14 protein-coding genes and 2 pseudogenes are annotated in these 25,386 nt (G+C 71.3%); 12 read left to right on the top strand and 4 right to left on the bottom strand.

Annotated elements, in window-relative coordinates:
- Positions 1–191 (top strand): annotated as a pseudogene (locus SSP29_RS58175) (IS110 family transposase); the annotation flags it as partial.
- A gap of 41 nt (positions 192–232) precedes the next feature.
- Complete coding sequence (locus tag SSP29_RS50315) at positions 233–985, top strand: hypothetical protein (protein ID WP_089107747.1); 753 nt, start codon at positions 233–235, stop codon at positions 983–985.
- 110 nt (positions 986–1,095) lie between these two features.
- Here the strand turns inward: SSP29_RS50315 and SSP29_RS50320 are convergent, their stop codons facing one another.
- On the bottom strand, positions 1,096–1,458 hold the full coding sequence (locus SSP29_RS50320) for a DUF8825 domain-containing protein (RefSeq protein WP_089107748.1): 363 nt from the start codon (positions 1,456–1,458) through the stop codon (positions 1,096–1,098).
- 506 nt (positions 1,459–1,964) lie between these two features.
- Positions 1,965–2,753, bottom strand: a pseudogene (locus SSP29_RS50325) (ATP-dependent DNA ligase); the annotation flags it as partial.
- 185 nt (positions 2,754–2,938) lie between these two features.
- Here SSP29_RS50325 and SSP29_RS61105 point away from each other — a divergent pair.
- Positions 2,939–4,312 carry a site-specific integrase gene (locus SSP29_RS61105; protein WP_275539802.1) on the top strand — a complete coding sequence of 458 codons (1,374 nt, stop codon included), beginning with the start codon at positions 2,939–2,941 and terminating at the stop codon, positions 4,310–4,312.
- Positions 4,313–4,392: 80 nt separating this feature from the next.
- Here the strand turns inward: SSP29_RS61105 and SSP29_RS52795 are convergent, their stop codons facing one another.
- The gene (locus SSP29_RS52795) at positions 4,393–4,803 is read right to left on the bottom strand and encodes a hypothetical protein (protein WP_145969081.1); all 411 of its coding nucleotides are present in this window, start codon (positions 4,801–4,803) and stop codon (positions 4,393–4,395) included.
- A gap of 56 nt (positions 4,804–4,859) precedes the next feature.
- Between SSP29_RS52795 and SSP29_RS50335 the strand changes: the two genes are divergently transcribed.
- The 5 genes from SSP29_RS50335 (at position 4,860) to SSP29_RS50355 (ending at position 9,080) form a co-directional block, all read left to right on the top strand.
- Positions 4,860–6,122 carry a hypothetical protein gene (locus SSP29_RS50335; protein WP_089107751.1) on the top strand — a complete coding sequence of 421 codons (1,263 nt, stop codon included), beginning with the start codon at positions 4,860–4,862 and terminating at the stop codon, positions 6,120–6,122.
- Positions 6,119–7,090 (top strand): site-specific integrase, encoded by a 972-nt coding sequence (locus tag SSP29_RS50340; RefSeq protein ID WP_145969082.1) that lies wholly within the window; start codon positions 6,119–6,121, stop codon positions 7,088–7,090. The genes SSP29_RS50335 and SSP29_RS50340 overlap by 4 nt, the downstream gene beginning before the upstream one ends.
- An 87-nt stretch (positions 7,091–7,177) precedes the next feature.
- Positions 7,178–8,203, top strand: a complete 1,026-nt coding sequence (locus SSP29_RS50345; RefSeq protein WP_089107753.1) for a hypothetical protein — start codon at positions 7,178–7,180, stop codon at positions 8,201–8,203.
- Entirely contained in the window at positions 8,200–8,601 is a 402-nt protein-coding gene (locus SSP29_RS50350) for a hypothetical protein (protein WP_089107754.1), read from the top strand. The genes SSP29_RS50345 and SSP29_RS50350 overlap by 4 nt, the downstream gene beginning before the upstream one ends.
- A 239-nt stretch (positions 8,602–8,840) precedes the next feature.
- Positions 8,841–9,080 (top strand): hypothetical protein, encoded by a 240-nt coding sequence (locus tag SSP29_RS50355; protein WP_245883600.1) that lies wholly within the window; start codon positions 8,841–8,843, stop codon positions 9,078–9,080.
- Positions 9,081–9,483: 403 nt separating this feature from the next.
- On the opposite strand, the gene SSP29_RS50360 is transcribed toward SSP29_RS50355, so the two are convergent.
- Positions 9,484–10,743, bottom strand: coding sequence for an MFS transporter (locus SSP29_RS50360; RefSeq protein WP_218036984.1), 1,260 nt, complete (start codon positions 10,741–10,743; stop codon positions 9,484–9,486).
- Between the two features lie 470 nt (positions 10,744–11,213).
- Between SSP29_RS50360 and SSP29_RS50365 the strand changes: the two genes are divergently transcribed.
- The 4 genes from SSP29_RS50365 to SSP29_RS50380 are packed head-to-tail and all read left to right on the top strand — an operon-like array spanning position 11,214 to position 25,379.
- Positions 11,214–14,825 carry an AMP-binding protein gene (locus SSP29_RS50365; protein ID WP_145969083.1) on the top strand — a complete coding sequence of 1,204 codons (3,612 nt, stop codon included), beginning with the start codon at positions 11,214–11,216 and terminating at the stop codon, positions 14,823–14,825.
- A 44-nt stretch (positions 14,826–14,869) separates the two neighbouring features.
- Positions 14,870–21,271 (top strand): non-ribosomal peptide synthetase, encoded by a 6,402-nt coding sequence (locus SSP29_RS50370; RefSeq protein ID WP_089107757.1) that lies wholly within the window; start codon positions 14,870–14,872, stop codon positions 21,269–21,271.
- Complete coding sequence (locus SSP29_RS50375) at positions 21,268–24,264, top strand: condensation domain-containing protein (RefSeq protein ID WP_089107758.1); 2,997 nt, start codon at positions 21,268–21,270, stop codon at positions 24,262–24,264. Before SSP29_RS50370 ends, SSP29_RS50375 begins: the two co-directional genes overlap by 4 nt.
- Positions 24,261–25,379, top strand: a complete 1,119-nt coding sequence (locus SSP29_RS50380) for a condensation domain-containing protein (RefSeq protein ID WP_089107759.1) — start codon at positions 24,261–24,263, stop codon at positions 25,377–25,379. Before SSP29_RS50375 ends, SSP29_RS50380 begins: the two co-directional genes overlap by 4 nt.
- The last annotated feature ends 7 nt before the right edge of the window (positions 25,380–25,386 follow it).

Here is a 25,386-nt window from a genome sequence, read left to right on the forward strand (position 1 = left end):
AGGCCTTCTTCCTGTCCGCGTTCGCGGCTCTGGCCGACCCGGTCTCCCGGACCTACTACGACAAGAAGATCAGCCAGGGAAAGCACCACACCCAAGCCCTCCTCTGCCTCGCCAGACGACGAGCCGACGCGCTCTTCGCAATGCTCCCCGACGGCACCTTCTACGACCCACAGCCCGCCCCATCAGCTTGACGAACCCCATAGGGGCACCCCCCCCCGAGAGCACGGCGCGGTTGCGCGCGGCGGTGGCCAACGCCTTCGAGCGGCCGTTCCGGGGAGCCGGGATCGACTTCGCCCAGATCCCCCAGGGTGACTCCGACGAGGCGTTCGACGCCCGCCGGGAGATGGCGGCCAGGATGCTCCGGGACCGGCGCAGCCCCCGCCAGGACTTCGACGGTGCCCCGCGCGCCGTCGCGGCCGGCGCCGAGTTCGAGCTGCCGCCGTCCCGGTCGGTGTCCAGCATCTTCCACCCGGCCCTGATGGGCCCGGGCGCCCGGATGCTGATCGGCGGCACCGAGGACGTCGGGTTCGACGAGATGGCGGACGCGTGGGCGGCCGCCACGCCGGGCAACCCCGAGATGATCGAGCACATCCGCGCTGCCCAGCGCGACGCCGCCCTCGCCGGTGACGACCTGTCCGCCCAGTTCCCCCTGGCACACGGCCTGCCCGGCCTGATCCGCGCCGTCCAGGAGGCCGACAGTCAGCGGCTGTGCACCGCGGTACGCGACTGCACCAAGGCGAACTCCGCCCTGACCATGCTGTTGGCGTACGCGGGTCACGAGCCCGAGATCCTGCGGACCCTGATGACCGACGAGATGTGGGACCAGTGGGTCCGCGTGGGCTACGCCCCCGTCCTCGGGATCGGCGGCGAGGCCGCGGTCGCCATGAGCGTCATCCTGCATCTCCTCATGCCCGAATGGGCCGAGGGACTGGAGCGCTACCAGATCCTCATGGACGCCCTCCTGATCCAACCCGCCGCCGTGTGACCGCCGCCGGGGGGGCCGGTCCGCGGACGCGCGCCCACGCGAAGGAGGCAATGCGGCCCCGTACCGACCGGCTGAGGTTGAGGTTTCCGAGGCGGCGGCCGGTCACCCCGCTACGCCGCCTCCGTCTCCTGGTTCTCGCCGTGCTCAGCGCCGAGGGCGTGCTTGAGCTGGGAGCGGGCGTCAGGGCGCTGGGGTCCGGTGACCTCGCTCCAGAACCGGTGGGTGACGATCTTGGCGGCCAGGTCGCGCTCCTTCTCACGCAACATGACGACTTGCTCCTGTTCCTCCTCTTCCCAGCCGGGAGAGTCCGGGAAGGATGGGGATGTGCTCAGCCAGTAGCCGTCGGGGCGCTGCCAGGCGTCGGCGGGCTCTGTGGAGTAGGGCAGGCTCCGGATCAGGGTGTCGAGATCGGAGCGCACGGTGTTGAGGTCCTGCTGCAGTTTGAGCAGATCGTCGGGGCATTCGAACGTCACGCCTCCACAGTAGAACGCCGGCTGACTGCTCGGCGTCGACGGCTCCCGGTGGCCCGCTGGAGCCGCGGTACGCCTGCGCCGGCCGCGGTGGCTTGTCCGATCAGGCCGCCGGTCGAGCTTTCCCAGGGGTGGCGCGGTCGCCGTCTCCTTCGCCTTCTTGCTCTTCGCCGATCGTTACGACGACGCGATCGGTGAGGTCGGAGGGGCGGTACCCGGCTCTGCGCCGCTGTCGTGCCGGGCACGGACACCGCATTGTCAGACCTGGCCGGTAGCGTCGGGAGTGTAGGACTCCGTGCACGACCAAGGGGCCCTGGAAGGGCGGACTTTGCTTGGCGGCTGGCCGCGCCCCAGGGCTCCCGGTGTGTCCCGGGTCCCCCAACCCCCTCGTACCGGCAGAAGGAGAAGCCGGACGGCATGCAGCCGCCCGGCCCCACGCGCGTCGGGGGGTACGTGGCAGCACACGACGGTGACGCGCAAGGGAGTGCTCGCAAGCGGCGCGGCTCGGTTCAGGTACTGCGGAGCCGGGTAACAGTGACCACGGCGTGCCGGGTCGTCCCGGCCAGGACTTCCACCACGAGTCCGGACGCGGTGGTGGCGTAGGCCTCCCCTGAGTGGGTGCGGGCGGAGCGCGGTGGGCCGCTGGCGGCCAGGTGCACCGCGACCTGGGCCGCGAGCGGCGCCGTCAGGGACTGGGTGAGCGCAATGCGTCCGGTGGGCAGTCGGACGGCGAGCGCCCGCGGCCGGGCGGCTGGCCCGGTGTAGCCGACGACATCGGCGTCCACGGTTTCGGCGTGACGGATCTTCTTCCAGATCCTGCCCGGCTTGTAGAGGGAGGTGGCGCGTTTGGCGACGACGCCTTCGATGCCCTGCTCCGGGAGTTGCTGGTACCAGGTCATGGCCACCGCCGGGTCGTCGGTCATCGGTACCAACTGGATCGGAGGCTGGACGTCGTGCTCCCGCAGCAGGGCGGCGAGCAGGGCACGCCGGTCGTCGTACGGCCGTGCCCGTACGTCTCCCTGTTCGGGGTGGAGCAGGATGTCCCAGGTCGTGAAGTGGGCGGGCAGGTCTTCGGCAAGGCGGCGCGCCCGGGCCGGAGCGGACACGGCACGCGACTGCGCCGCCCCGAAGTCGATCCTCCCGTGGGCGTAGATCACGGCCTCGCCGTCGAGAACGGTGCCCGGCGGGAGCATGTCGAAGGCCGCGAGGGCCAGGTCCATCCACACCGCGGTGACGTCGCGCCCGGAGCGGGCCTGCAGCCGGACGGTGTCCTTCTCGCGCCAGATGACGGTCCGGTGGCCGTCGAACTTCGGTTATGCGCTGTTGAGCTGTCCAGGCGCTATCGTCCACCGTCATGTCGATCACGGGTTGGCGGGTGCATTTCACTCGCCGAGACCTGGCGTGGCCACGCGAAGAGACCCCGTTCACACGGGAGTTCAGCGGCCTGTTTGCCGGACTCGATCAAGGGCTTGACGATCTGGGTGTGCCTGTGGGGCAGCCCTTCCTGATCAGTCCGGTGGGTGGGTACGACGTGGCGCTGAACCGGTACTTCTCGGCGTGGCTCGCGTCGTCACCGTGGAACACCCAGGCCGCCCATGCCCGGGATCTGCGTACGTACTTCGACTTCCTGTGGTTCGCACGAGGCCGGCGCGACTGGCGTCATGCGAGCGTCGACGACCGGACGGCGTACGAGTGGTGGCGTCGTCGCGACGAGCTGGGACCTCGTCTGGAGGACACCAGCTGGGACCGGGAGGTGTCCACGGTCAACCAGTTCTACCTGTGGGCGATCGAGCAGGACCTCGTTAGGGCCAATCCCATTCGCCAGCGTACGGCCGCGGTCTGGTCGCCTTGGCGGGGAGGGGTGGGCGGCGGCATGATGCGGCAGGTTCCGGCCGAGTCCTCGCACGCGGGGTCGCGGCGGGAGGTGAAGTGGCTGCCGCCGAGGTCGTATCGGCTGTGGCGCAATGTCGGGTTGTGCGGCTTCGACGCGAAGGAGATGCCGAGGCGCGGTTTTCGCGGGAGGTGGGCGGTACGGAACGCGGCGTACGCGGACTCGATGGTCCGCACGGGGCTGCGGTCGTGCGAGCACTCGGCGCTGACGGTGTTCGAGCTGCCAGAGCTGCCGCCTTCGGCGTCCGGGATCGTCAACGCGCGGGCGGTGCTGCCGCACGCGATCTCCAAGGGAAGATCGGGGCGGGCGGTGTACTGGCCGGTGTCGGTGCTGCGGGACGTGCGCGACTACATGGAGTGGGACCGGGCCGAGATGCTCGACTACGGCCGTGCGCGCGGCTTCTACCGCCCGGCACGCCGGTCGCTGCTGGTGGAAGATCCGTCCGTGCCCCGGGTGCGGATGGGTGGCCGGTGGGTACCGGTGGCCCGCCTGGACGCGGCCGAGCGGCGCCGGCTGCTGGTGGCGACGGCGGAGGGCGGGTGGGAGCCGGCGATGGTGTGGCTGAACCAGTGGGGCCTGCCGATGACGATGTCCGGGTGGAAGCAGGTCTTCGCCGATGCCAACGCACGGTGCCGTACCCAGGGCGTGGCCGTCGGAGCGACGCCGCACATGCTGCGGCACACGTACGCGGTGATCACCTTGGAGTTGCTGTGGCGTGGGCATCTGCAGGCGCTGGGCGAGATGAACGAGCAGCAGCGGCTGACGTATCAGCGGGTGTTCGGTGATCCGCTGAACTGGGTGCGGATCAGGCTCGGTCACCGGTCGGCGACGACCACGGCGCTCTACCTGCACACCTTGCAGGAGCTGGAGATGCGCACCCGGCTGGAGCTGGTACCGGAGGGGGCGTGGGAGCCGGTGGGCTTCAGCGAGGAGGGCTGGTTGGAGCGGTCGGCGGTGGCCGCGTGAGCCGGCCGGTGCCGCGCGCGGGCCGTGGCCGTGCGGCGGCCGTGCCCGAAGGCTTCTATGAACCGCCCCCGGCGGTGGAGTTACCCGAGGACGGCGGGGCGCCGATGGTGCGCTTCACCGGTGAGGACGGCCGCGAGCGCGTGTTCCGGTTCGATCAGTTGCCGCTTGCCGGGATGCACCGGGACTTCGCATACGCACTGGGGGCACGGATCGGGCCCGGCGGCGGGCGCCGCACGCAGCGGGCGGCGAGCAGCCAGTGGCAGACCATCAAGCGATTCCTGCTGCTCCTGGACCAGTTGTCCGTTCCGCCGCGGCGGGTGGAGGAGCTGCGGGTGCGTCACCTGGAGCGGTACCTGATGGCCCAGCGGCAGACCTGCGGGGAGAAGTCCGCCCGCCGCAAACTCCAGGACCTGCTGCGGATCGTGCGTGCCCTGCCCGGCCAGGACCGGCTGAACGGCGCCGTGGCGGACTACGCCGGGCGGCCCGGGCACGGCGTGGATGCCCAGCAGGCCGGCCGGGGTACTCCGATCGCGAGTTCCAGGCCATCATGGCCGCCGCCCGCTCGGACGTGGCGGCCATCCGCGACCGGATCGCGGCGGGCGAGCACCTCCTGCGGCGCTTCCTCGACAACGCCGAGGACCTGTCGGCCGACGAGCGGGAGCAGGGGGCGCGGCTGGAGGCAATGGCAGCGACGGGCCGAGTCCAGGTGGACTACCGGGGGCTACCGATGGGCGAGTATCCCGCGGCCTGCTATGCGCAGGCCCGGCAGTTGTTCGTCGTCGACCCCGACCTTGCCCCGCTGCTCATCTACGCGGCCGGGCTGAGCGGGCGCAACCCGGAGACGCTCAAGGAACTGCCCGCCGAGCACCGAGTGCTGGAGGAGCGGGCCGTGGCGGTCACGCTGACCAAGCGCCGCCGTGGCAAGGCCAACTCCCGTACCACGGTGCACTGGAGCGTCGATACGGAGCGGGAACTGCGCACGATGGGCGGCTTCTACCTGCTGCTGCACCGGATGATGGGCCGCAGCCAGGCGTTTTCCGGGACCGGCTCGGTGTGGTCGATCTGGGCGGGCAACGGCCGCGGCAGCGTCCGTAACACCGCCACCGGCGGGCACATCGGTCCTTTCGATACCGAGCTGGCCCGCAAGCTGAAGCTCGGGGCGTGGGCCGAGCGCCACGGCCTGCTCGGCGACGACGGCAAGCCGCTGCAGATGATGGTGACGCGCATCAAGAAGACCGTGGAGGTGCGCACGGCGAAGCAGGTCGGCGGGCATCTGCCGTCCGCGCGGGTGACGAACACGGCGGACACCTCCTTCACCCACTACCTGCGACATGACCCGTTCATCGCCGAGTGGGCGGCCGATGTGCTCACGGAGGCGATCACCGACGCCGAGGAGAGTGCCCGCGCGGTCGTCGTCCGCCTCGGTGGCGGATCGCTCGCCGCCGTGCCGGATCAGGTGCGCGAACAAGCGGCCGCGGGCAACCTCGACACGCTGGCCTGCGCGTGCACGGACATCGAGCACTCACCGGACGGAGGGCGCTGCCACCAGTCGTTCCTGGCCTGCTTCGGCTGCCCCAACGCCCTCGTGCTGGAGCGGCACCTGCCCGCCCTGCTCGCGCTGGCCCAAGCCCTGCGCGACGACCTCCAGCGGCGGGACGTCGCCCAGTGGACGGCCCGGTACGGGGCCACCTGGCAGATCCTCACCCGCGACATCCTGCCCCGCTTCAGCCCCGCCCAGCGCGCCGCCGCCCAGGAGACCCTGCCCCATCTGATGCTCGACCTTCTGGAAGGGCCGACCCAGTGGTCATGACACATGCGGCCCAAGAGCCCGCACCCTGGGCCGCCGCGCCCGCGGACGCCCTGGTCCTGGCTACGCGCCCGCTGCGCCCCGAGAGCCGGCTGGAGGAGACCTCCCAGTACGGCGACGACGTGTGGACGCTGACGCCGGCGTGGCTGCGCGCGGACCGCAAGCCGCTCCGCCTCGACTTCGCCCTCGTCCCGCCCGCGCACCGGGACACCGCCAAGCTGCTGTTCTACGCCCTGCTGATCGAGGACACCCCGCCCGGCGAAGAGCCGATCACGATCTCCAGCATCCGCGCCTACTACACGTGCGTACGCCACTTCCTGACGTGGGCGCAGGGCCGCGGGCTCGCGCTGACCGAGCTGACCGGCGAGGACCTGGACGCCTACCACCGCGACCTGACGGGACTACGGCTGTCGATCAGCGGGGTGTACCGCCACCGCCGTGCCGTGCGGATGCTGTGGGCCTACCGCTCGCGCCTCACCGACCCCCTCGGGCAGGACCCGCTGCGGCGCTCCCTGTGGCAGGCATGGGCGCGGGCTAACCCGCGCCGGTACGACGAGAACCTCACCGACCGTATCCCCGAGCACGTCATGGGCCCGTTGCTGAGCTGGGCGCTGCGCTGGGTGGACGACTTCGCCGACGACGTCCTCGCGGCCCGGGCCGAACGCGACAGCATCGACGCCCGCGCGCCTGTTTCCCCCGATCCGCTGGCGGCCCTTGAGGCCGTCCTGGACGACTTCCGCCGAAGCGGACAGCCGCTGCCTGCGGCACCCGCCCATCAGGCGACCGGGCGGCGCGGCGGGGAGGGGCTCGCGAACTTCACCCATCTCGCGCGGCTCGCCGGTCATCCGCGGTGCCGGTACGACAAGGTCCAGCCCCGGCGGCTGATCGAGGAGGCGGCCCGCGACCTCGGCGTAGACACCGACTCCCCACTCCAGCACCCCGTCCAGGCACAGCTGGAAGAACAGCGCTGACTGGAGAGGATCTCGTACTACGACGTCGGCCAGTACGAGAGGCTGCTGCAGGTCTCCTGCTGGATCGTCATCGCCTACCTCTCCGGCATGCGCGACTCCGAGATCAAACACCTGCGCCGCAGCTGCGTGAGCACGCAACGGGACGCCGACGGCCGGATCTACCGCCACCGGCTGCACGGACTGGCCTTCAAGGGCGAAGGCGTCCACGGCGCAGCCGCCACCTGGATCGTCACCGCCCCCGTCGCCCGGGCCGTCGCCGTCCTCGAACGCTGCCAGCCGGCCGACGAGCCCTACCTGTTCGCGCACCCCCTCAAATCGGCCAACCACCAACGCCACCACATCGCCGGACGCGTGCGGACCAGCGCCACCACCATCAAGGACATCGCCGCCTTGGCCAAGTGGATCAACACCTACTGTGGTGTCCACGCGCGCACGGATTCGATCCCCGAAGTCGGAGGGCACCTGCCGCACCTGACGACCCGCAAGTTCCGCCGCACCCTGGCCTGGTTCATCGCGCGCCGTCCCGGCGGCACCATCGCCGGCGCCCTGCAGTACCGCCACCAGCGCATCCAGATGTTCGAGGGCTACGCCGGCACCAGCGACTCCGGCTTCCGCGACGAGGTCGAGGCCGAAGAAGCCTTCGCCCGCGGCCAATTCCTCGCCTCGATGGGCGCCGACGATGACCGACCAGCCCTGACCGGCCCCGCCGGCGCCGAGGCCGAAGCCCGGCTCGCCGAGCTCGCCCGCCAAACCGTCTTCGACGGCCAGGTCGTCACCGACGAAGCCCGCTTGCGCCGCATCCTGGCCCGTCACGACACCCACCTGTACCCAGGCACCTTCATCACCTGCGTCTACAACCCCGACCGTGCCCTGTGCCGCACTCCCGCAGGTGCCGCCGATCAGCCCGTCATGGCTGACTGCCAGCCGCTGGCCTGCCGCAACACCGCCCTTACCTCCGCCAACCGGCAGGCGATGGCCGATCACCTCGCCCGGCTCGAAGACGCCCTGGCCGACCGCGACCGCCTCGCCCCCTACATCCACCACCGTCTTGAGGAACAGCACCACGCCACAGCCGCGTTCCTCACCCGCCACACCCTGGAGACTGCCGAGTGAAACGTGCCCTGCCCGATGCCGACACCATCAAGGCCGCCATCGACACCGTCCTGGCCGAGGCCGCCACTCGCGGACGGCGCCCCACCGTGACCGCGATCGAGCGGCTCCTCGGCATCCCGCACGCCACCTTCCACCGGCACTACGCCGACCTGATCGACACACACTTCCGACCCGGCATCCCCCAGCCTGCACCACACCAGGCCACCACCGCGTCCCCCGCCCCCGGCACGCGCGCAGACGACAACCTGTCCCGCCTGCGTCGGGAGAACACCGACCTGCGCCGCACCCTCGCCCTGTATGAGGAGGCCATCCGCCAGCTGACCCTCGAAAACGACGCCCTTCGCAGCGGCAGCCCGGTCGTTGTCCTGCCCACCCGCACCACGCCCTTACCACCCTGACCGCGCACTACCCCGGAGGCATGCAGCGTGCGGACCGGCACGGACCTGCGTAGATGTAGCGGTGTGACGCTGGAACCCCCGATCGAGCCGATGCTGGCCGAAGCACGGCGGGCCTGGCCCCGCGACGCGACACTGCCGGGACACCTGGTCGCAGAACAGAAGCCGGACGGCTTCCGCTGCATCCTGTTCGCCCGGCCCGGCCCGGCCTGGTCATGGTCCAGTCCCGCGGGGGCGCGGACTTGACCGGAGCCTTTCCCGACCTCGCCGACGCGGCCACCGGACTGAGCGAGGCCGTCGTGCTGGACGGTGAGCTCGTTGTGCCGCACGAGGGAGGGCTGCACTTCGCCGAACTGCAGCGCCGCGCCCGACACAGGGGCCGCAGCGCCGCCGAGGCCGCGGCCGTACATCCCGCATACATGATCGTTTTCGATGTCCTGGAGACCGGGAACTGGTCCGAATACGTGTCGTCGCTGACATGACCGGGCCGAGCTACAGGGCTGCTCACCCTGCGGATGCGACAGCTGGGCTTAGAGGTCCTAACAGAAGTTGTTGATCATGTGACTTTCGGTGGGGATAGTGACGGCGAGTTCGGGCAGGGAGGTGATGCCGCGGTCTCGACGGCGGCCAGGATCTGCCGGTGGGCAGGGAGGAAAGCGGCACCTTTGTTGGTGTCGAGCCGCGGGGCTAGGGAGCAGTCAGGGTCGAGGATGCGGGCGACGCCGCGTTTGGTGGAGCAGGCCGATTGGAGCCGATCCGGGAGGCGGGCGGGTTGGTTCGACTAGCGCTGAGGTGGAGGCTGGCGCGGGGGCCCGCGCGGCACCATGCTTCCTCGTCCGCGGAGAGGGCCGCGTCGCGTCCGGCGCGGCCTGCTCGTACGGCGGCTCAGCCCGCTGCGGCCGTTGGGGACTCCGCGTGCCGAAAACCTGGCAGCACCAGGCACAGCACGGCCGCGACGGCTGTCGCGGCGGCGAAGGCGCCTACCGCCCAGGCGCCGGAAGCGTGCTGGACGATCAGGCCCGCGATCAGTGGCGCCAGTGTCGCCAGTGCGGTGGCCGCCATCATCACCGTGCTGATGACTCGGCCGCGCATGTCCTCGGGCGCGCTGCGGAGCACCACGGCGACGAGCGCCCCGTTCGCGGCCGGCGCGAGCAGCAGTGCCAGCGCGACCGGCGCCGCCACCAGCGGTGACGGGATGAACAAGGCCGCAGCACCGAACAGCAGGGCGGCGGCCAGGGTGATCGTGGTGGTCAGGGTTGCCAGGCGCACGCGCCCCTGCAGTCGGGGGGCGACCACGGCGCCGAGCAGCCCGCCGGCCGCGATGCCTGCCTGCACGAAACCGATCACCGCAGTGGATGTCCCGTGCTGTTGCATCGCGAGGGTGATGCTGAAGATCACGCCGCTGAAGGCGAAGTTCACCAGGGGCGTCTGGATCACCGCCGCGCGCAGAATCGGTACCTGCCAGACCAGTTGCAGGCCATCGGTCACCTCACGCCACAACGACTTGCGCACGGCCGCCTTCTCCGGCCGGAACCGCCCGCGGATCCGGCTCACCGTGCCGAACGACACCGCGAAGGAGATCGCGTCGGCCAGAAAGGGGACGGCACGACCTACTCCGAACAGCACTCCGCCGAGCGCCGGGCCGGCCAGGCTGGCACCGTAGGTCCGGCCTTCGCTGGCGGCCCACGCCTGCTCCAGCTGCTCATCCGGCACGATTCCCGGCAGCGCGGCGGCGGCGGACGGATCGAAGACGGCACCGGCAGCTCCCTCGATCAGGCTCACGGCGAGGACCACCTGCCAGGACGCGGCATCCAGTGCGATCAGAATGCCGAGCAGAGCCAGCAGCACCGCTCGCGTGATGTCGCAGACGATCATCGTCAGTCGCCGGTCGAACCGGTCCGAAAGCGCCCCAGCGGGCAGTTGCACGCACAGCACGGTAATGGCCCGCACCGTGCCGACGACCCCGGCGAGCACCGCCGAATGGGTCAGGGCCAGGATGAGCAGCGGGTAGGCGATCCCACTGATCTGTGTGCCGGTATCGGACAGCAACTGCCCGATCCACAGCATTCGAAAGCCCCTGTTGCGCCGTAGCGGAACCTGTCGTGGCACATCGGTGGCTATTTCAATTCCGCTGGCGTCACTCACCTTCGGAACCATACGCGCAGGTCAGGGCCACACCAGAGCAAGGGATAGTGATCCATGTCACAGCGTTGCCCTGCATGGCATCCGTGAGCGCATACGACCTCGTGGTTTGCGTCGCGGTGAGCGACTTCCCTCGCGTTACACACCGTTGACACATCCGGATAGCGGCTGCGAGCGTAAGTCTCCGCCGCCCATCCGAGAGTTAATTCGAAGCTATTCGGCAGTACCGCTCTTAACCGTCAAGCAGTCGACGAATTCGCCTGCCGAGAAAGCGGTCGTCCGCCTTTCCCCAGTTAGCGACGCATCCCTCCTGCCAGCTGGGCGCAGACGCAGCGTGAACCATTTGCGACTTTCCATCAATACGGTCTTCGGTGGCTGACGCCGCAAAGCAGAAACAGAGGAGCTCGGTGACACTCTATTCGGCTGCACGGCTCGCGCAGACTTCCCATTTCTGGGCGGACGGATTCCGAAGCGTGCCTTCCGCGCTTGAGCGCTGGGCCCGGGAGCGACCGGACCAGATCGCTTTCACGTTTCTCCAGGACGGGGAGCATCCGTCCGCGAGCTTTACCTGGCGGACCTTGGACCAGGCGGTCGCGACCAGGGCCGGAACGCTCGCCCGCGCTGGGCTGGCCGGTCGCCGGGCCCTGCTGGTGTACGAGCCCGGACTGGAGTTCGTCACGACGTTTGTCGCCTGTCTGCGGACGGGAGTCGTCGCGGTTCCCGTTCCGGTGCCCCGCCGGGCCTCGGCGGGCGAACGGGTCCGGGGGATCGCGGAGGACGCCGACACCGACGTCGTCCTGACCGACACCCCGACACTCTCGGGCCTCGCGGATGCGAGGCTCTCCGGGCTGCGCTTCATCCGGACGGATGTGGCGGGCGCACCCGACGGTCCACGGCGCGAGCCGGACCCGCACGAGCCCGCGTTGCTGCAGTACACCTCGGGGTCCACGTCCACTCCCAAGGGCGTGGTCGTGACGCACGCGAATCTCTGGCACCAACCTCGCGAGCTGGACGAGCTCTGGCCGACCCAGCCGGGCGAACCCACGGTCTCGTGGCTGCCGATGTTCCACGACATGGGGCTGATGTTCGGGCTGGTCCTGCCGATCTTCCGCGCCTCACCGGTCACCCTGTTCGCCCCCGAGGCGTTCGTGCGGCGACCGATCCGGTGGTTGCGAGCCATCTCCGACGCCAGGGCCGTCACCTCGATCGTCCCGAACTTCGCCTACGAGCGATGTCTGGAGAAGATCAGCGCCGAGGAGCGCTCCGAACTCGACCTCTCGTCGTGGCGGTACGCCATCAACGGGGCCGAACCGGTCAGGGCCGAGACCATGCGCCGGTTCATCGACACATTCTCCGCGTGCGGTCTGAGCGAGACCTCCGTCGTCGCCGGATACGGCCTGGCCGAGGCCACGCTGAAAGTCGCGGGAACAGCGCGGGGCCCGTCCCGCGCGCTGAGCCTGTCCGCCGAGCAGCTGCGCGCTGGGCGGGCCGTCCGAGCGCGGGTGGGCGAGCAGGCCGTGGCCAAGGTCGAATGCGGCACGTCCTCGCCGGGCACCGAGATCCGGATCGTCGACCCCGCGACCGCGAAGGCGGTGCCCGAAGGGACCGTGGGTGAGATCTGGGTCAGCGGCCCGTGCGTGGGCGCCGGCTACTGGAACCGCCCGCAGGAGACGGAGCAGACCTTCCGGGCGCGGATCACCGACGATCCCGACGGTCCGACCTACTTGCGGACCGGGGACTTGGGTTTCGTGGCCGACGGCGATCTCTTTGTCACCGGACGCCACAAGGATCTCCTGATCCTCCGGGGTGAGAACCACTATCCCCAGGACATCGAAGCCACGGCGGGCGCAGCCGCGCCGGGCGCAGGTCGCACGACCGCCTGCGCGTTCGCGATCGACGGCGAGCACGAGGAACGCCTCGTTGTCGCGGTCGAGCTCGATCCGTCGACGTCCCCCGACGATGTGGACCGCGAGGCCATGGCGACCGCGATCTGGCAGGAGCACGGCGTCGTACCGGCCGCCCTCCTGTTCCTCCCGCGTGGGCGCCTCCCGAAGACCACGAGCGGGAAGCTCCGGCGCTCGGCCGTGGCCCAGGCCTACCTCGACGGGACGCTCCAGGTACTCCCCGGTTCCGGCGAGGTGCCCGAACCGGTCGCCGCGGCCGGCCACCGCGAAGTCGACGATCTCCTCGAATGGATCGACGACTGGGCGCTGCGCCGGGTCAACACGATGCTCATGGACGAGCGCCGCAGCATCCCGCCGCATGTCGTGCTGGACTTGGCGCGCCGCGGTGTGCTCGGCATGCAGGTCCCGCGCGCGGAGGGCGGGCTGGGCCTCGACGACTCGGGGATGCTGCGAATCCTCGAACGCCTGGCCGGGGTGAACCTCTGCCTGGCCACGTTCGTCTGCGACAACAACGTTCTCGGTGTCCGGCCGGTCCTGCAGTACGCCGAGGGGTCGCTGCGCCGGCGCCTCGCTCCCGAGCTGGCCCGCGGACGGGCGCTCGCGGCGTTCGCGCTCACCGAGCCCGGAGCCGGCTCGTTCGTGCCGTCGATTTCGTCCACCGCGACCCGCACCGACGACGGCTCGTGGCGCCTCGACGGCGTGAAGTCCTGGAGCGGGAACGCGGCCGGCTCCGACCTCATCGTCACGTTCGCCCACGCCTACGACGAGCTCGGGCGCAGCCAGGGCATGACTGCATTCCTCGTCGACAGCGACGACGGCGCGGTTCGGATGGGCGACGAGGAGCTGACCATGGGGATGCGCGCCATGGTCCACAACACCGTCGTTCTCGACGGGACCCGAGTCGGCGACGAGCGCGTCCTGGGTGAGGTCGGCCGCGGGTTCGACGTCGCCAACGACGCCATGATGCGGGCGCGGCTGATGATCGGCGGCCTGTGCCTCGGCGCGATGAAGCGCTGCCTCGGTGTGGCCGTCGGCTACGCCCGACACCGTCCGATCAGCACCGGCTTGATGATCGACAATCCAGTTGTCCGCGAGACGCTCTCCGACGCCGTCGCCGCGGTCCGCGCCGTCGAGGCCGTCGTCTACGGCACGGCCTCGCTGTTCGACGCGCACCGTCCAGTGGACGAGATCGCCGCTCTCGTGCTCAAGGTGGTCTGCCCCGAGCTGCTCTGGAAGGTCGTCGACGACACCGTCCAGCTCCTCGGCGGTCGCGGCTACATCGAGACCAACGAGGTGTCGCGGTTCCTGCGCGATGCCCGGGTCCTGCGCATCTTCGAGGGCCCGACCGAAAGCCTGCGCATGCACCTGGGGTCGCTGGTCCTCAACCGGCAGGACGCGCTGCGGACGCTGGTCGAGAACGAACTCGACGACGCGGACGCGGCTCGCGACCTCACCTCGATGATCGACGACGTGACGGCCACCTACGAGCAGTGGTCCTTCGACGACGCCGTGGAGGGCAGGCGCCTCCTGCACGACCGGCTCGGAGAGGTGACCGCCGCGGGCTTGGTGGACGTCCTGGTCCGCCGAACGGTCGACCCGGCCGACGACGGAAGCGGGGCGCGGGCCTGGGCGGCCCGGCGGCTGCAGCAGGCGTACCAGACCGCCACCGAGCACCCGGTGATGTTGGATGCCGCCCGGCTGCTGGAGTCGACTGCGGCGGAGGTGGCCCGCGCGCACAAGCTCGCCCCGCGCAGCCCCGGCGTCCGGCTCCACGTCGATGCCCTCCTCACCGGTGGTGACACCGCGCGCGACGCGCAGCTCACGTCACCCGCGGCCGGCCCCGCGCCGGTTCCTGCCGGGGCGGCGCAGCCACCCGGTGACCGCGGCGGTGCGCCGACGAAACCAGCGGCCGCACCCGCGGAGGGCGACGTCACGCCGTGGCGGCTCTGGCTGACCGACTGGGTCGCCGGGCGCGCCGGCGTCAGTGCCGAGCAGGTCGAGGGCGCGGCCTCGCTCCAGCGCTACGGCATCGACTCGATCGCCATCACCGAGCTGGTCGCCGACCTCGATGACGACCACGACCTCGACGTGCCCTCCGCGCTGGTGTGGGAGAACCCGACGATCGAGGGGCTCGCACGGCAGATCGCGATCCTCGCCACGCACGCGGCGAGCCGCTCGTGACCGGCCGCACCTGGAACCGAACCGACGCAGAAGGGACACACACGATGCCGGAGGCAGGAGCGCTCACCGTCGGGCAGGAGGCCCTGTGGTACCTGCAGGGGGCCGACCCCGACAGCTCCGCCTACAACGTGGTGTTCGCGCTGCGCATGCTCGGTGGTCTCGACGTCACAGTGCTGCGCCGGGCCGTGACGGCGCTGGTCGAGCGCCACGACGTGCTGCGCTCGCGATTCCCGGAGTCGAACGGGCGTCCGTGCCGCGTGGTGGACCCGCCGGAGCGGTTCGAACTGCAGGTGGAGGACCACGGCGCGATCAGCCACACCGCACTGCACGCGTACGTCCACGCTGCGGCTGCCGAGCCGTTCGACCTGGCGTCCGGCGCCTTCCGGGTCGTGCTCTTCCGGGTGGAGGACCAGGCGCCTGTCCTGCTCCTGGTGACCCACCACATCGTGACCGACTTCGTGTCGCAGGGCGTGGTGATGAACGACCTCCTCGCCCTCTACGGAGCGATGCTCGAGGGCCGCGAGCCCGAACTGCGCAAGCTGCGCGCGACCTACGACGACTTTGTCCGCTCCGAGGCCGACACGCTCGCCTCGGAGCGGGGGAACCTCCTGGACCGGTTCTGGCGCGACGAGTGCGCGGGGGCACCGACCGACATCCTCCTGCCCGCCGAGGGCGAGCCGGAGCACGGATCACGCGGGGCGACCGTGCGCGTACCGCTCGGGCTTCCCCTGCTCGACCGGGTCGAGGCCCTCGCGCGCGAGAGCGAGGTCAGCTCGTTCAGCTGCCTGCTCGCTGCGTTCGAGGCACTACTCGCGCGCTACACGGGGCAGGACGACTTCCTCGTCTCGTGCCCGACCATGCCCGACATGCGCCGTCAGCGCGGCGTCGCCGGCTACTACGTCAACCCCGTGCTGGTCCGCTCGGACGTCCGGAACACCGACGGCTTCACGGCACTGGCCCGCTCGGTTCACGACCGCGTCGCACGTGCCATGATCCACCGCGATCAGCCGTTCCCGCTGGTCGTGCGTGCCCTCGCCCCTCCCCGACAAGCCGGGCGCGCGCCGGTCGGGCACGTCGCGTTCAGCATGCAGGCCGCTCACCGATCCGGCGAACTGCTGAACATGCACGCGAGCGGCGAGTCCAGCCGCCCGTGCGTGGTGCACGACGTGGAGGTCGCGGCGTTCGACGTGCCGCAGCAGGAGGGGCAGTTCGACCTGTCGATCGAGGTCGTGCGCACCAGCGACGACGCCACGGCTGTGCTCAAGTACGACACGGCGCTGTTCGACGAGGGCACGATCGTCCGGCTGGGCACCCACTTCCGCCGGATCCTCCAGGAGGCGCTCGAGCGGCCGCACCGGCCTGTGGGCGACATCGAACTGCTCGACGAGGCCGAGGTGGACGCCCTGCTCCGGCTCGGCGGTGGCGAGTCGGCCGACGTTCCCGCGTCGTCGTTGCTCGACGCCCTGCGCGCTCACGCCGCCGAGCGGCCCGAGGCGATCGCCGTGCGGGCCGGCCGGATCACCGTGTCCTACGCGCGCCTCGCGCGGCTCGTGAACGGCGTCGCCGCCCACCTCGCGTCCCATGGCGTGCGCCGCGGTGACGTCGTCGCGGTCGCCACCGGCCGCTCCGCGGTCCTGCCGGTCGTCGCGCTGGGCGTGATGGCGGCCGGGGCGACGTACCTGCCGATCGATCCCACGCTGCCCGCCGAACGCATCGCCTTCATGCTCGACGACGCCTCGGCCGCCGCTCTGGTGCGCAGTGGCGAGGGCGCGCGGCTCGCCGTCCCGCAGACGGTCACGGCGGTCGATCTTGCCTCAGTCGACCAGATCGAGGAAGTCGAGGAGCTGTCGGCGGACGCGCCCAAGACGGACGACCGCGTACCCGCCTATCTCATCTACACCTCCGGGTCCACCGGTCGGCCCAAGGGGGTCGCGGTCGGCCACAGGGGCCTGGCGAACCTTGCGGACTGGCAGGACCGGACCCTGGCCGTAGACGCGAGCGCGGTCGTGCTGCAGTACGCCTCGCCCGGCTTCGACGCCAGTGTCTGGGAACTGGCCATGGCGTTCGGGTCGGGGGCCACACTGCACCTCCCAGACCCGGGCGCCGTCGCCGGCAGCGCCCTCGCGGCGGAGATCGTCGCGTCCGGCGCGACGCACGTGACCCTGCCCCCGTCGGTGCTCGCGACCCTCGCGCCCGACCAGGTCCCCGGCCTGCGGCACGTGATCGCAGCGGGCGAGGCCTGCCCCGGACCGCTGGCGCGGACCTGGGCGGCCCGCACCGCGTTCCACAACGCCTACGGCCCCACCGAGACGACCGTGTGCGCGACCGCGCACCGCTGCGGCCCCGGTGAGGGTGACCGGCCCCCGATCGGGCGGCCGCTGCAGAATCTGTCGGTCCACGTGGTCACGGACGGCCCGCGCCTCGCCCCCCGTGGCGTGATCGGTGAGCTCGCCGTCGGGGGGCCCGCCGTCGCCTTCGGCTACCTGAACCGTCCCGAGCTCACCGACTCCCGGTTCGTCGAGAACCCATGGCGGGCCGGGCAGCGGCTGTACCTCACCGGCGACCGTGTCCGGTGGCGCAGTGACGGCGTGCTCGAGTTCCACGGCCGGGCCGACGACCAGGTCAAGATCCGGGGTCAGCGCATCGAGCTCGGGGAGATCGACGCCGTTCTCGCCGCCCACCCCGCCGTCGGCCATGCGGTGACCACCACGACCGGCGTCGGCATCGGCACCCGGCTGGTCGCCCACGTCACCGGTGACGGGCTCGATCCGGGCGAACTGAAGGACTGGGCGGATCGCCGGCTGCCGGCCCATATGGTGCCGGCGACGGTCACGGTCGTCGATGCCTTCCCGCTGACCAACAGCGCCAAGGTCGACCGCCGCGCGCTCGCCGCGGCGGGCGGCGCGCCTGGCGCCGTCGATCCGCCGTCCACCGAAGCCGAGGCGCGCATGGTCGCGCTCCTCGCGGAGGAGCTGGGGCTCGACCGGGTCGGCGTGCACGACGACTTCTTCATGCTCGGTGGTCACTCGCTGCTCGCGGCCCGGCTCGCTTTCCGTATCCGCGAGGTTTTCGGCACCGAGGTTCCGCTCGCTGACATCCTCGCCCGTCCCACCGCGGCCGGCCTCGCCCGCCGGCTCGAGGGTGCGGAGGCTCGAACGTCCGACACGTTGCCGCGTGCCCACCCGGCACCCCTCGATGCCGGGGAGCCCTTCCCCCTGACCGACGTGCAGCAGGCGTACCTGCTCGGACGCCAGAAGGACTTCACGCTCGGCGGCGTCTCCGCGCACGGCTACTTCGAGATCGAGGGACCCGATCTCGACCCTGATCGCCTGGGCGCCGCCTGGAACGCGGTGGTCCGCAACCATCCGATGCTGCGCTGCGTCGTCGACGGCGACCGGCAGCGAGTGCTGACGGAGGTGGACGACTACCACATCGAGGTCACCGACCTGCGGGCCGGCCCGCAGACGGCGGTCGAGACCCATCTCGCCGCCCTGCGCGCGGAGATGTCCCACCAGGTCCTGCCCGCGGACCGGTGGCCGTTGTTCGACATCCGACTGACCCGTGTGCCAGATGGCCGCAGCCGGCTGCATCTGAGCGTCGACGGTCTCGTCGCCGACGGGATCAGCCTGCGGAAGATCCTCGCCGAGTGGTACGACGCCTACCAGGGCCATGACCTGGCCCCGGCCGAGGAGGTGACGTTCCGCGACTACGTGCTGGCCGAACGGGAGCTGGAGGCCACCGAGCTGTACGAGCGGTCACGCACGTACTGGCACAAGCGTCTCAACACCCTGCCCACCGGGCCCGCCCTGCCCTCGCACCCGGGCGCCGCGGGCGGTGACGCGGCGGGTAACCGCTCTCCGCAATTCGACCGGCTCCATCACCACCTGCCCTCGGCGACCTGGCAGGCCCTGTTGGAGACCACCCGCCGCTCCGGGTTGACCCCGTCGACCGTTGCCCTCACCGCGTACGCCACAACCCTCGCGGCCTGGTCGAGCTCGCGGCGCTTCACGCTCACCCTGACGATGTTCAACCGGCTGCCGCTGCATCCCGGCGTCGACCGCGTCGTCGGTGACTTCACCACCGTCACGCTGCTCGAGGTCGACCTGCGCGCATCCCGCTCCTTCCTGGAAGCCGCCCACGACGTGCAGCGTCAGCTCTGGTCGGACCTGGACCACCGCTACTACGGCGGCATCCGCGTTAAGCGTGACCTCGCCCGCCGCGGCGACGCCGTCTCCCGAGGGGGCGACACGCCGGTCGTCTTCACCAGCGCGCTGGACGACTCGGGCGGCGGCTGGGGCTTCGAGGGCTTCGGCGAGCTGGTGACCGCGACGAACCAGACCCCGCAGGTGTCACTCGACCACGTGGTGGTGGAGCGCGACGGCGGCCTCGACCTGGTGTGGAACGTCGTGCGCTCCGAGTTCCCGGAGGGGCTGCCCGACGCCATGTTCGCCGACTACCGGGCGGCACTCGAACGGCTCGCGCACGACCAGGCGGCCTGGGACGAAACTGGACGCGACCACCGCCGGCCCGAGCAGATCGTGGAGCATCGCGACGCCAACGAGACGGCGCTGCCGCCGCGTCGGCTGCCCCTGTTGCACGAACCATTCTTCGCCATGGCCGCCCGGCGGCCCGACGCCGTCGCGGTGCGCACACCGCACCGGGCCGTGACCTACCGCGAGCTCGAACGTGACGCGCTGCGGATCGCCGCCTCCCTGGCCGAACTGGACCTGCCGCCGTCGTCGCTCGTTGCAGTGAGCATGCCCAAGGGCCCGGCCCAGGTCGCGGCAGTGCTCGGGGTGCTGCGTGCGGGGCTTGCCTACGTCCCGGTCAGTCCCTCGCTCCCCCGCGATCGACAGAAGACCCTGATCCGGGAGGCCCGCCCCGGCGCCGTGCTGTGCCTGGCCGAACACGGATCTGAAGCCGGGCCACCGGCCGGATCGGTTCCGGTCATCGAGGTCGACCGTCTCCCGGACCGGACCACGGAACCCCCCGAGATCGCGACTGCGGAAGAGGACCTGGCGTACGTCATCTACACCTCGGGCTCCACCGGGACGCCGAAGGGCGTCATGATCGACCATGGCGGCGCCATGAACACCATCGTCGACATCAACCGGCGCTACGAAGTCACCGGCGACGACTCGGTGCTCGGCGTCTCCAGTCTCAGCTTCGACCTGTCGGTGTACGACGTCTTCGGTGTCCTCGCCGCCGGTGGAACGCTCGTCCTGCCGGACCCCCGGCAGGAAATGGACCCCGCCCACTGGCGTCGGCTGATCAGCGATCACGGGGTGACCCTGTGGAACTCCGTCCCCGCCCTCATGCGACTGCTGCTGCAGTGGGACGAACTCGAGGAGTCCGGCGCGCTCACGTCGCTGACCACGGTCATGCTCAGCGGCGACTGGATCCCGGTCGACCTGCCCGACCTGATCCGCGGGCGCTGCCCCAGGGCCGAGGTCATCAGCATGGGCGGGGCCACCGAGGCGTCGATCTGGTCGGTCTTCCACCGCGTGGGCCCACGGCTGCCCGACTGGTCGAGCGTCCCCTACGGCCGGCCCCTCGCCGGCCAGGAGATGCACGTCCTCGACGAGTCGATGACCCCGCGGCCCACCTGGGTGTCCGGGGACCTCTACATCGGCGGACGCGGCGTCGCGCTCGGCTATCTGCACGACCCCGAACTCACCGACACCAAGTTCATGCGGCATCCGGTCTGGGGCACGCGGCTCTACCGAACCGGTGACCGGGCACGCTGGCGGCCGGGCGGGCTCCTCGAGTTCCTCGGCCGCGACGACCTGCAGGTCAAGATCAACGGTAACCGCATCGAGCTGGGCGAGATCGAGGCGGCCCTCGCGGCACACCCGCAGGTCGAGGACGCCGTGGTGACCGCTCCGTCGGTCGGGGGCGACCGCGTCCTCGTGGCTCACGTCGTCCCCGTCCCGGAGGAGGGCGCGCAGGCGAACCAGCCCGCGGTGCCCTCGATCGACACCGGCTCGCTGCGCGATCACCTCCGGCGAAGCCTGCCGGCTGCGATGGTCCCGGGGACGATCGTAGCGATCCCCCGCATGCCGCTGACCTCGAACGGCAAGATCGACCGGGACCGGCTCACCCGGGACGCCGCCGCGGCCGCCGCGCAGGGCAGGGAACCGGACACCGGCGCCGGGCCGGCGCTGGATCACCCACTGGAGCGGGAGCTGGCGGAGATCTGGTCGACCGTCCTGGAATGCACCGTGGACAACGCCCTCGCGAACTTCTTCGCGCTCGGGGGCGACTCGCTGCTGGCCGTGCGCGTCCTCTCGCTCGTCAACGAGAGCCACGGGACGTCCATGACCATGGGCGACCTGTTCGAGGCGCCCACCGTCGGGCAGTTCGCGTCCAGGGTCCGGGCTGGCGCACGGGACACGCAGGCGTCACCGGCTCCGACGATGGCGACGATGGTCGAGGAGGAGCTGTGAACATCGTCCAGCTACTCACCTGGCTCGATGACAAGGGAATCCAGGTCGACCGCCGCGGAGACCGGCTGCTGGTTCGATCACCTCACGGCAGCGTGGACGACGAGGTGCGGTCCCTGCTGCGCGAGCACAAGGCCGCGCTGCTCGCCGAGATCGACCGGGGTGGTGCCGACGCGCCGGCGTCCGCCGGCCAGCAACAGCTCTGGCTCATCGACCAGGTCGAGGGCGGCGGGCACGCCTACAACGCGACCGCTGTCCTGCGGGTCAAAGGCCCGGTGGACGACGCGGCGCTCGACGCGGCGTTCACCGAGCTGGTGCAGCGCAACGAGGTCTTCCGGACCAGCCTCGTCCTGCGGGCCGGAGAGCTGCGCCAACGCGTGCGCCCGGCCGGTCCCGTCACGGTGGACCGCGTCGACCTCGAGGGCCTGCCCGGAGACACCGCCGAGACCCGGATCCGACAGATCGCCGACACGTCGGCGAGGACGCCGTTCGACCTGGCCGACGACGTGCTCGTACGCGCGACACGCATCCGGACCGGCAACGGGGACACCGTGCTCGTCGTCACCCTGCACCACGTCGCAGGTGACGGGCTGTCCATGGCGCTGCTCCACGCCGAGATCGCCGAGCTCTACGACGCAGCGGTCTCGGGCCGGGAGCCGGAACTGCCCCCACAGCCAGGGCAGTACCGCGACTACGCCTGCCGTCGGCGTCAGTCGGCGACCGACGACCGCGAGCGCCCCGGCGACGGCGAGCCGGCCGACCAGTTCTGGGTTCGCTACCTCGACGGGGCGCCCTCAACCGTGATGCCGCTCGACCGGCCTCGTCCGGCGAAGCGCACCTTCGCCGGCGACTGCGTACGGTTCAGGCTCGACACCGAACTGGTCGCCCGGTTGCGCGACCTGGCCAGCGGGCGTGCCACGACGCTGTTCGTGGTACTGCTCGCCGTACTCGGCGACCTGCTCGGCCGTCACGGCGGTCAGGAAGACGTCGTGATCGCGACCCCTGTCGTCGACCGTCCTGAGCGGCGGTTCGAGAAGATGATCGGCTACTTCCTCAACACCGTCGCCATCCGGTGCGACCTCTCGGGCGAGCCGGGGTTCGGGGCGCTCGTCGACCGGGTCCGCGACAGCACGCTCGCCGCCCTCGCGCACGCGAGCACGCCGTTCGAGGAGGTGGTCCGCGCCGTCGGTGCCTCGCGTGGCGGCACGCACAGCCCCGTCTACCAGGTCATGTTCGCGCTGCAGACCGGGCAGCCCAGCCGCCCGTTCCTGTCGGGGAACGAGGTCGAGGAGATCCCCTACGACCCGCCCACCGCCAAGCACGACCTCACGATCATGCTCGATGAGGACGGAGACGGACTGCTCGGGCGCCTGGAGTACAGCACCGACGTCCTCGACCGCGAGACCGCGTGCCTTCTCGCCGACCACCTGGTGACCCTGGCCCACGCCCTGGTGGCCGACCCGAGCCGGCCACTGGCGACGATCCCGCTCGCCACGGACGTGGAGCGGACACGGCTCGCCGAGCGCGAGGACGCGCTGAGCCTGCGCATCGTCGACAGTGAGGGAGCCCGGGTCCCTCTGGGAGTGGTTGGCCGGCTCGTCCTCGACGACGGGGTCTTCCCCGGCCGACAGCTCGCCCGCCACGCCCGGTGGCGGCCCCGCGGCGGCGTCGAGGTACTCGACGACACCCCGACCCAGCCCGGCCTCAACGCGTTCGGGGCACCCGGCACGTCGGCGGCCCACGCCGGGCCGGACGCACCGGCGACACCGGCCACGTCGACGCTGGTGGCCGCGATCTGGGCCGATGTCATCGGGCGGACTCCGGCAGGCGACGAGGACTTCTTCGCCCTCGGCGGCACGTCGATGGCCTTGATGCAGGTCAACTGGGAGCTGCGCCGCCGCGCAGGCGTCGAGGTGCCGATCGCCGAGCTGCTGGCCGCCCCCACGGTCAGCGGCATGGCAGGCACTGTGGCACAGCACCAGGAGCGGACCGGGCGCGAGGGACACACGTCCCGATGGACGCGTACCGAACTGCCACTGCGCGGACCGGGCCACCTGTTCAACGTCGCCGCGCTCTCCCCCACCCAGATGTGGGCGGCTGGCGTTCGCGAGACACCCGGCAGCGCCGAGGGCACACGGTCCGTCGTGCTGCGCTGGAACGGTGAGAGCTGGCACGAGGTGCCCCATCCCGAGCTCGAGAAGGTGTTCGGCGTCGCGGTCGCCCCGTCCGGCGCCGTGTGGCTCTCGGGCAGGCGGGGACTGCTGTGCTTCGAGGGCACCCAGTTCCGCCGGGTCGGGGGTGACGCTCCGCAGTACGACTGCGCGTCCATCACCCGGATCGGCGACGGACTCTGGACCATGGTGCGCCCCGACGACACCCCGGGCGCGCAGACCTACGTCGCGGCCGGCGGCGAGGACGGCCGGTGGCGACGCCTGCCCCTGCCCCTTCCGCCACGGGCGACGACACGCTTCGGGTGCCTCGCCGGGACTTCTGACCGCGACGTCTGGGCGGCGGTCGTCGTCGACGGTGACGACGCCGCCCGGGAGTCGTGGCTCGCGCACTGGGACGGCGAGCGCTGGCAGGAGGTCGTCCCGCCGCCGCTGGGGCGGGCCGAGGTGGAGATCATGCGGGTCGTCCCCCGCGGCCCCGACGACGTCTGGGTGCTCGGCGCACGGCTCACCGCCGAAGGCCGCGTCAGCGTGATGGTGCGCTGGGACGGGCACGAGTGGACCGAACCCACCCTCCCGGCCGGTCACCGTGGGCGCATCAACAGCCTCACGGCAGCGGGCGACGGCACGCTGTGGGCGGTCGGCGGCGGTCAGGGGGACGCAGGCGTCGTGCTGCGCAGCAACGACGGCTGCCACTGGGAGCCCGACGTCGCCCCGTCCTCGGTCCTGCTCGGCGACATCGTCCCCTTCCCGGACGGCGACGGGCTCATCGTGGGGGGCGCCGCCGACGACGGGCTGGCCCTGTTCCGAAGGGAGGGCGTCGCATGACGGCGACTGTCGACATGCCGCCCGGCAACCTCGGCCTCACCGCGGCGCAGAGTGCGGCACTCGAGGCCGACACGACGGACGGCTCCTACCGCGTCGCGCTGCTTGCGGTCCATCCCGGCGAGCTCGATCTCCATGCGCTGGCGCAAGCCCTCATGGAGCTGCGCAGACGCCACGATGTCCTGCGCACGACCGTCCGCTACAACGACGACGGTCCCGTGGGCACGGTCAGCACCCAGACCGTCGTTCCGGTGGAGCTGGTTGCCGGGCCGCCACCGCACTCCGCCGACGGACTGCCACCCAAGCGGCTGGACCTGACCACCGGACCACTCGTGCACGTCGCGGTCTTCTCCGACGTCGGTGGCCGCACCCTTCTGGGATTCCAGGCCCATCCGGTCGTGCTCGACGAGGAGACCGTGCGCCGTGCTGTCCACGAACTCGGCCTGCTCTACCGGTACTTCGCGGGCGGCGGCCCCTTTCCCCCGGTGACACGCGTCGGCTACCGGGAGCACGCCGCCAGGATGCGCTCCACCGCCGGCCGTGTACCCCGCCGGATGCCCGTCGTGTCCCACGAGGTCGGCCCCGCCACCGCGGACCGCGTCCGCCTCATCGGATCATCGCGTGGGCTGCCCGTGGCCCTGCTCGTGCTCGCCGCCTGGATCACCGCAGGTGCGGCGACATCCGGAGCAGCCACCGCGCCGGTCGCGACGTCTCTCCCTGACCCATCCGGGAAGCGGCCCCTGGGCCCGGTCTGCGACCGCATCCTGCTCCGGGGCGAACCGGGAGCGGCGTACGACGTCGTCGCCCTCGCGGAACACCTGCGCGCAGCAACGGCCGACACCAAGCCGGACGACGGCGATACACCGCTCACCTTCACCTTCCATGACGACCGCCCCCGGGCGGGAGGCGGCCCGTTCGAGGTCGTCGAAGCAAGCGGCATGCTCGCTCCCTCCGAGGACTCGCTCGCGGTGCACAGCACGTCGGCGGCGGGCTGGCTCCTGCGCCTCACGCACCGCGCCGACATTGCGAGCTCCACGGCCGCCCGCGCCACCCTCGCCCGCACGGTGGCGCTGCTGGACAACGCGGGTGCCTCCCTGGTCGACGAGGAGCTGCTGTGAGAGCCCA

The sequence above is a fragment of the Streptomyces hyaluromycini genome (assembly GCF_002217755.1).
GTDB lineage: Bacteria > Actinomycetota > Actinomycetes > Streptomycetales > Streptomycetaceae > Streptomyces > Streptomyces hyaluromycini.

What these genes read in the sequence shown, in the direction of transcription:
- SSP29_RS50370 (WP_089107757.1), top strand. Translation starts at nt 14,870, where the DNA reads ATGCCGGAGGCAGGAGCGCTCACCGTCGGGCAGGAGGCCCTGTGGTAC.
- SSP29_RS50345 (WP_089107753.1), top strand. Translation starts at nt 7,178, where the DNA reads ATGCGCGACTCCGAGATCAAACACCTGCGCCGCAGCTGCGTGAGCACG.
- SSP29_RS50380 (WP_089107759.1), top strand. Translation starts at nt 24,261, where the DNA reads ATGACGGCGACTGTCGACATGCCGCCCGGCAACCTCGGCCTCACCGCG.
- SSP29_RS50340 (WP_145969082.1), top strand. Translation starts at nt 6,119, where the DNA reads ATGACACATGCGGCCCAAGAGCCCGCACCCTGGGCCGCCGCGCCCGCG.
- SSP29_RS50335 (WP_089107751.1), top strand. Translation starts at nt 4,860, where the DNA reads ATGGCCGCCGCCCGCTCGGACGTGGCGGCCATCCGCGACCGGATCGCG.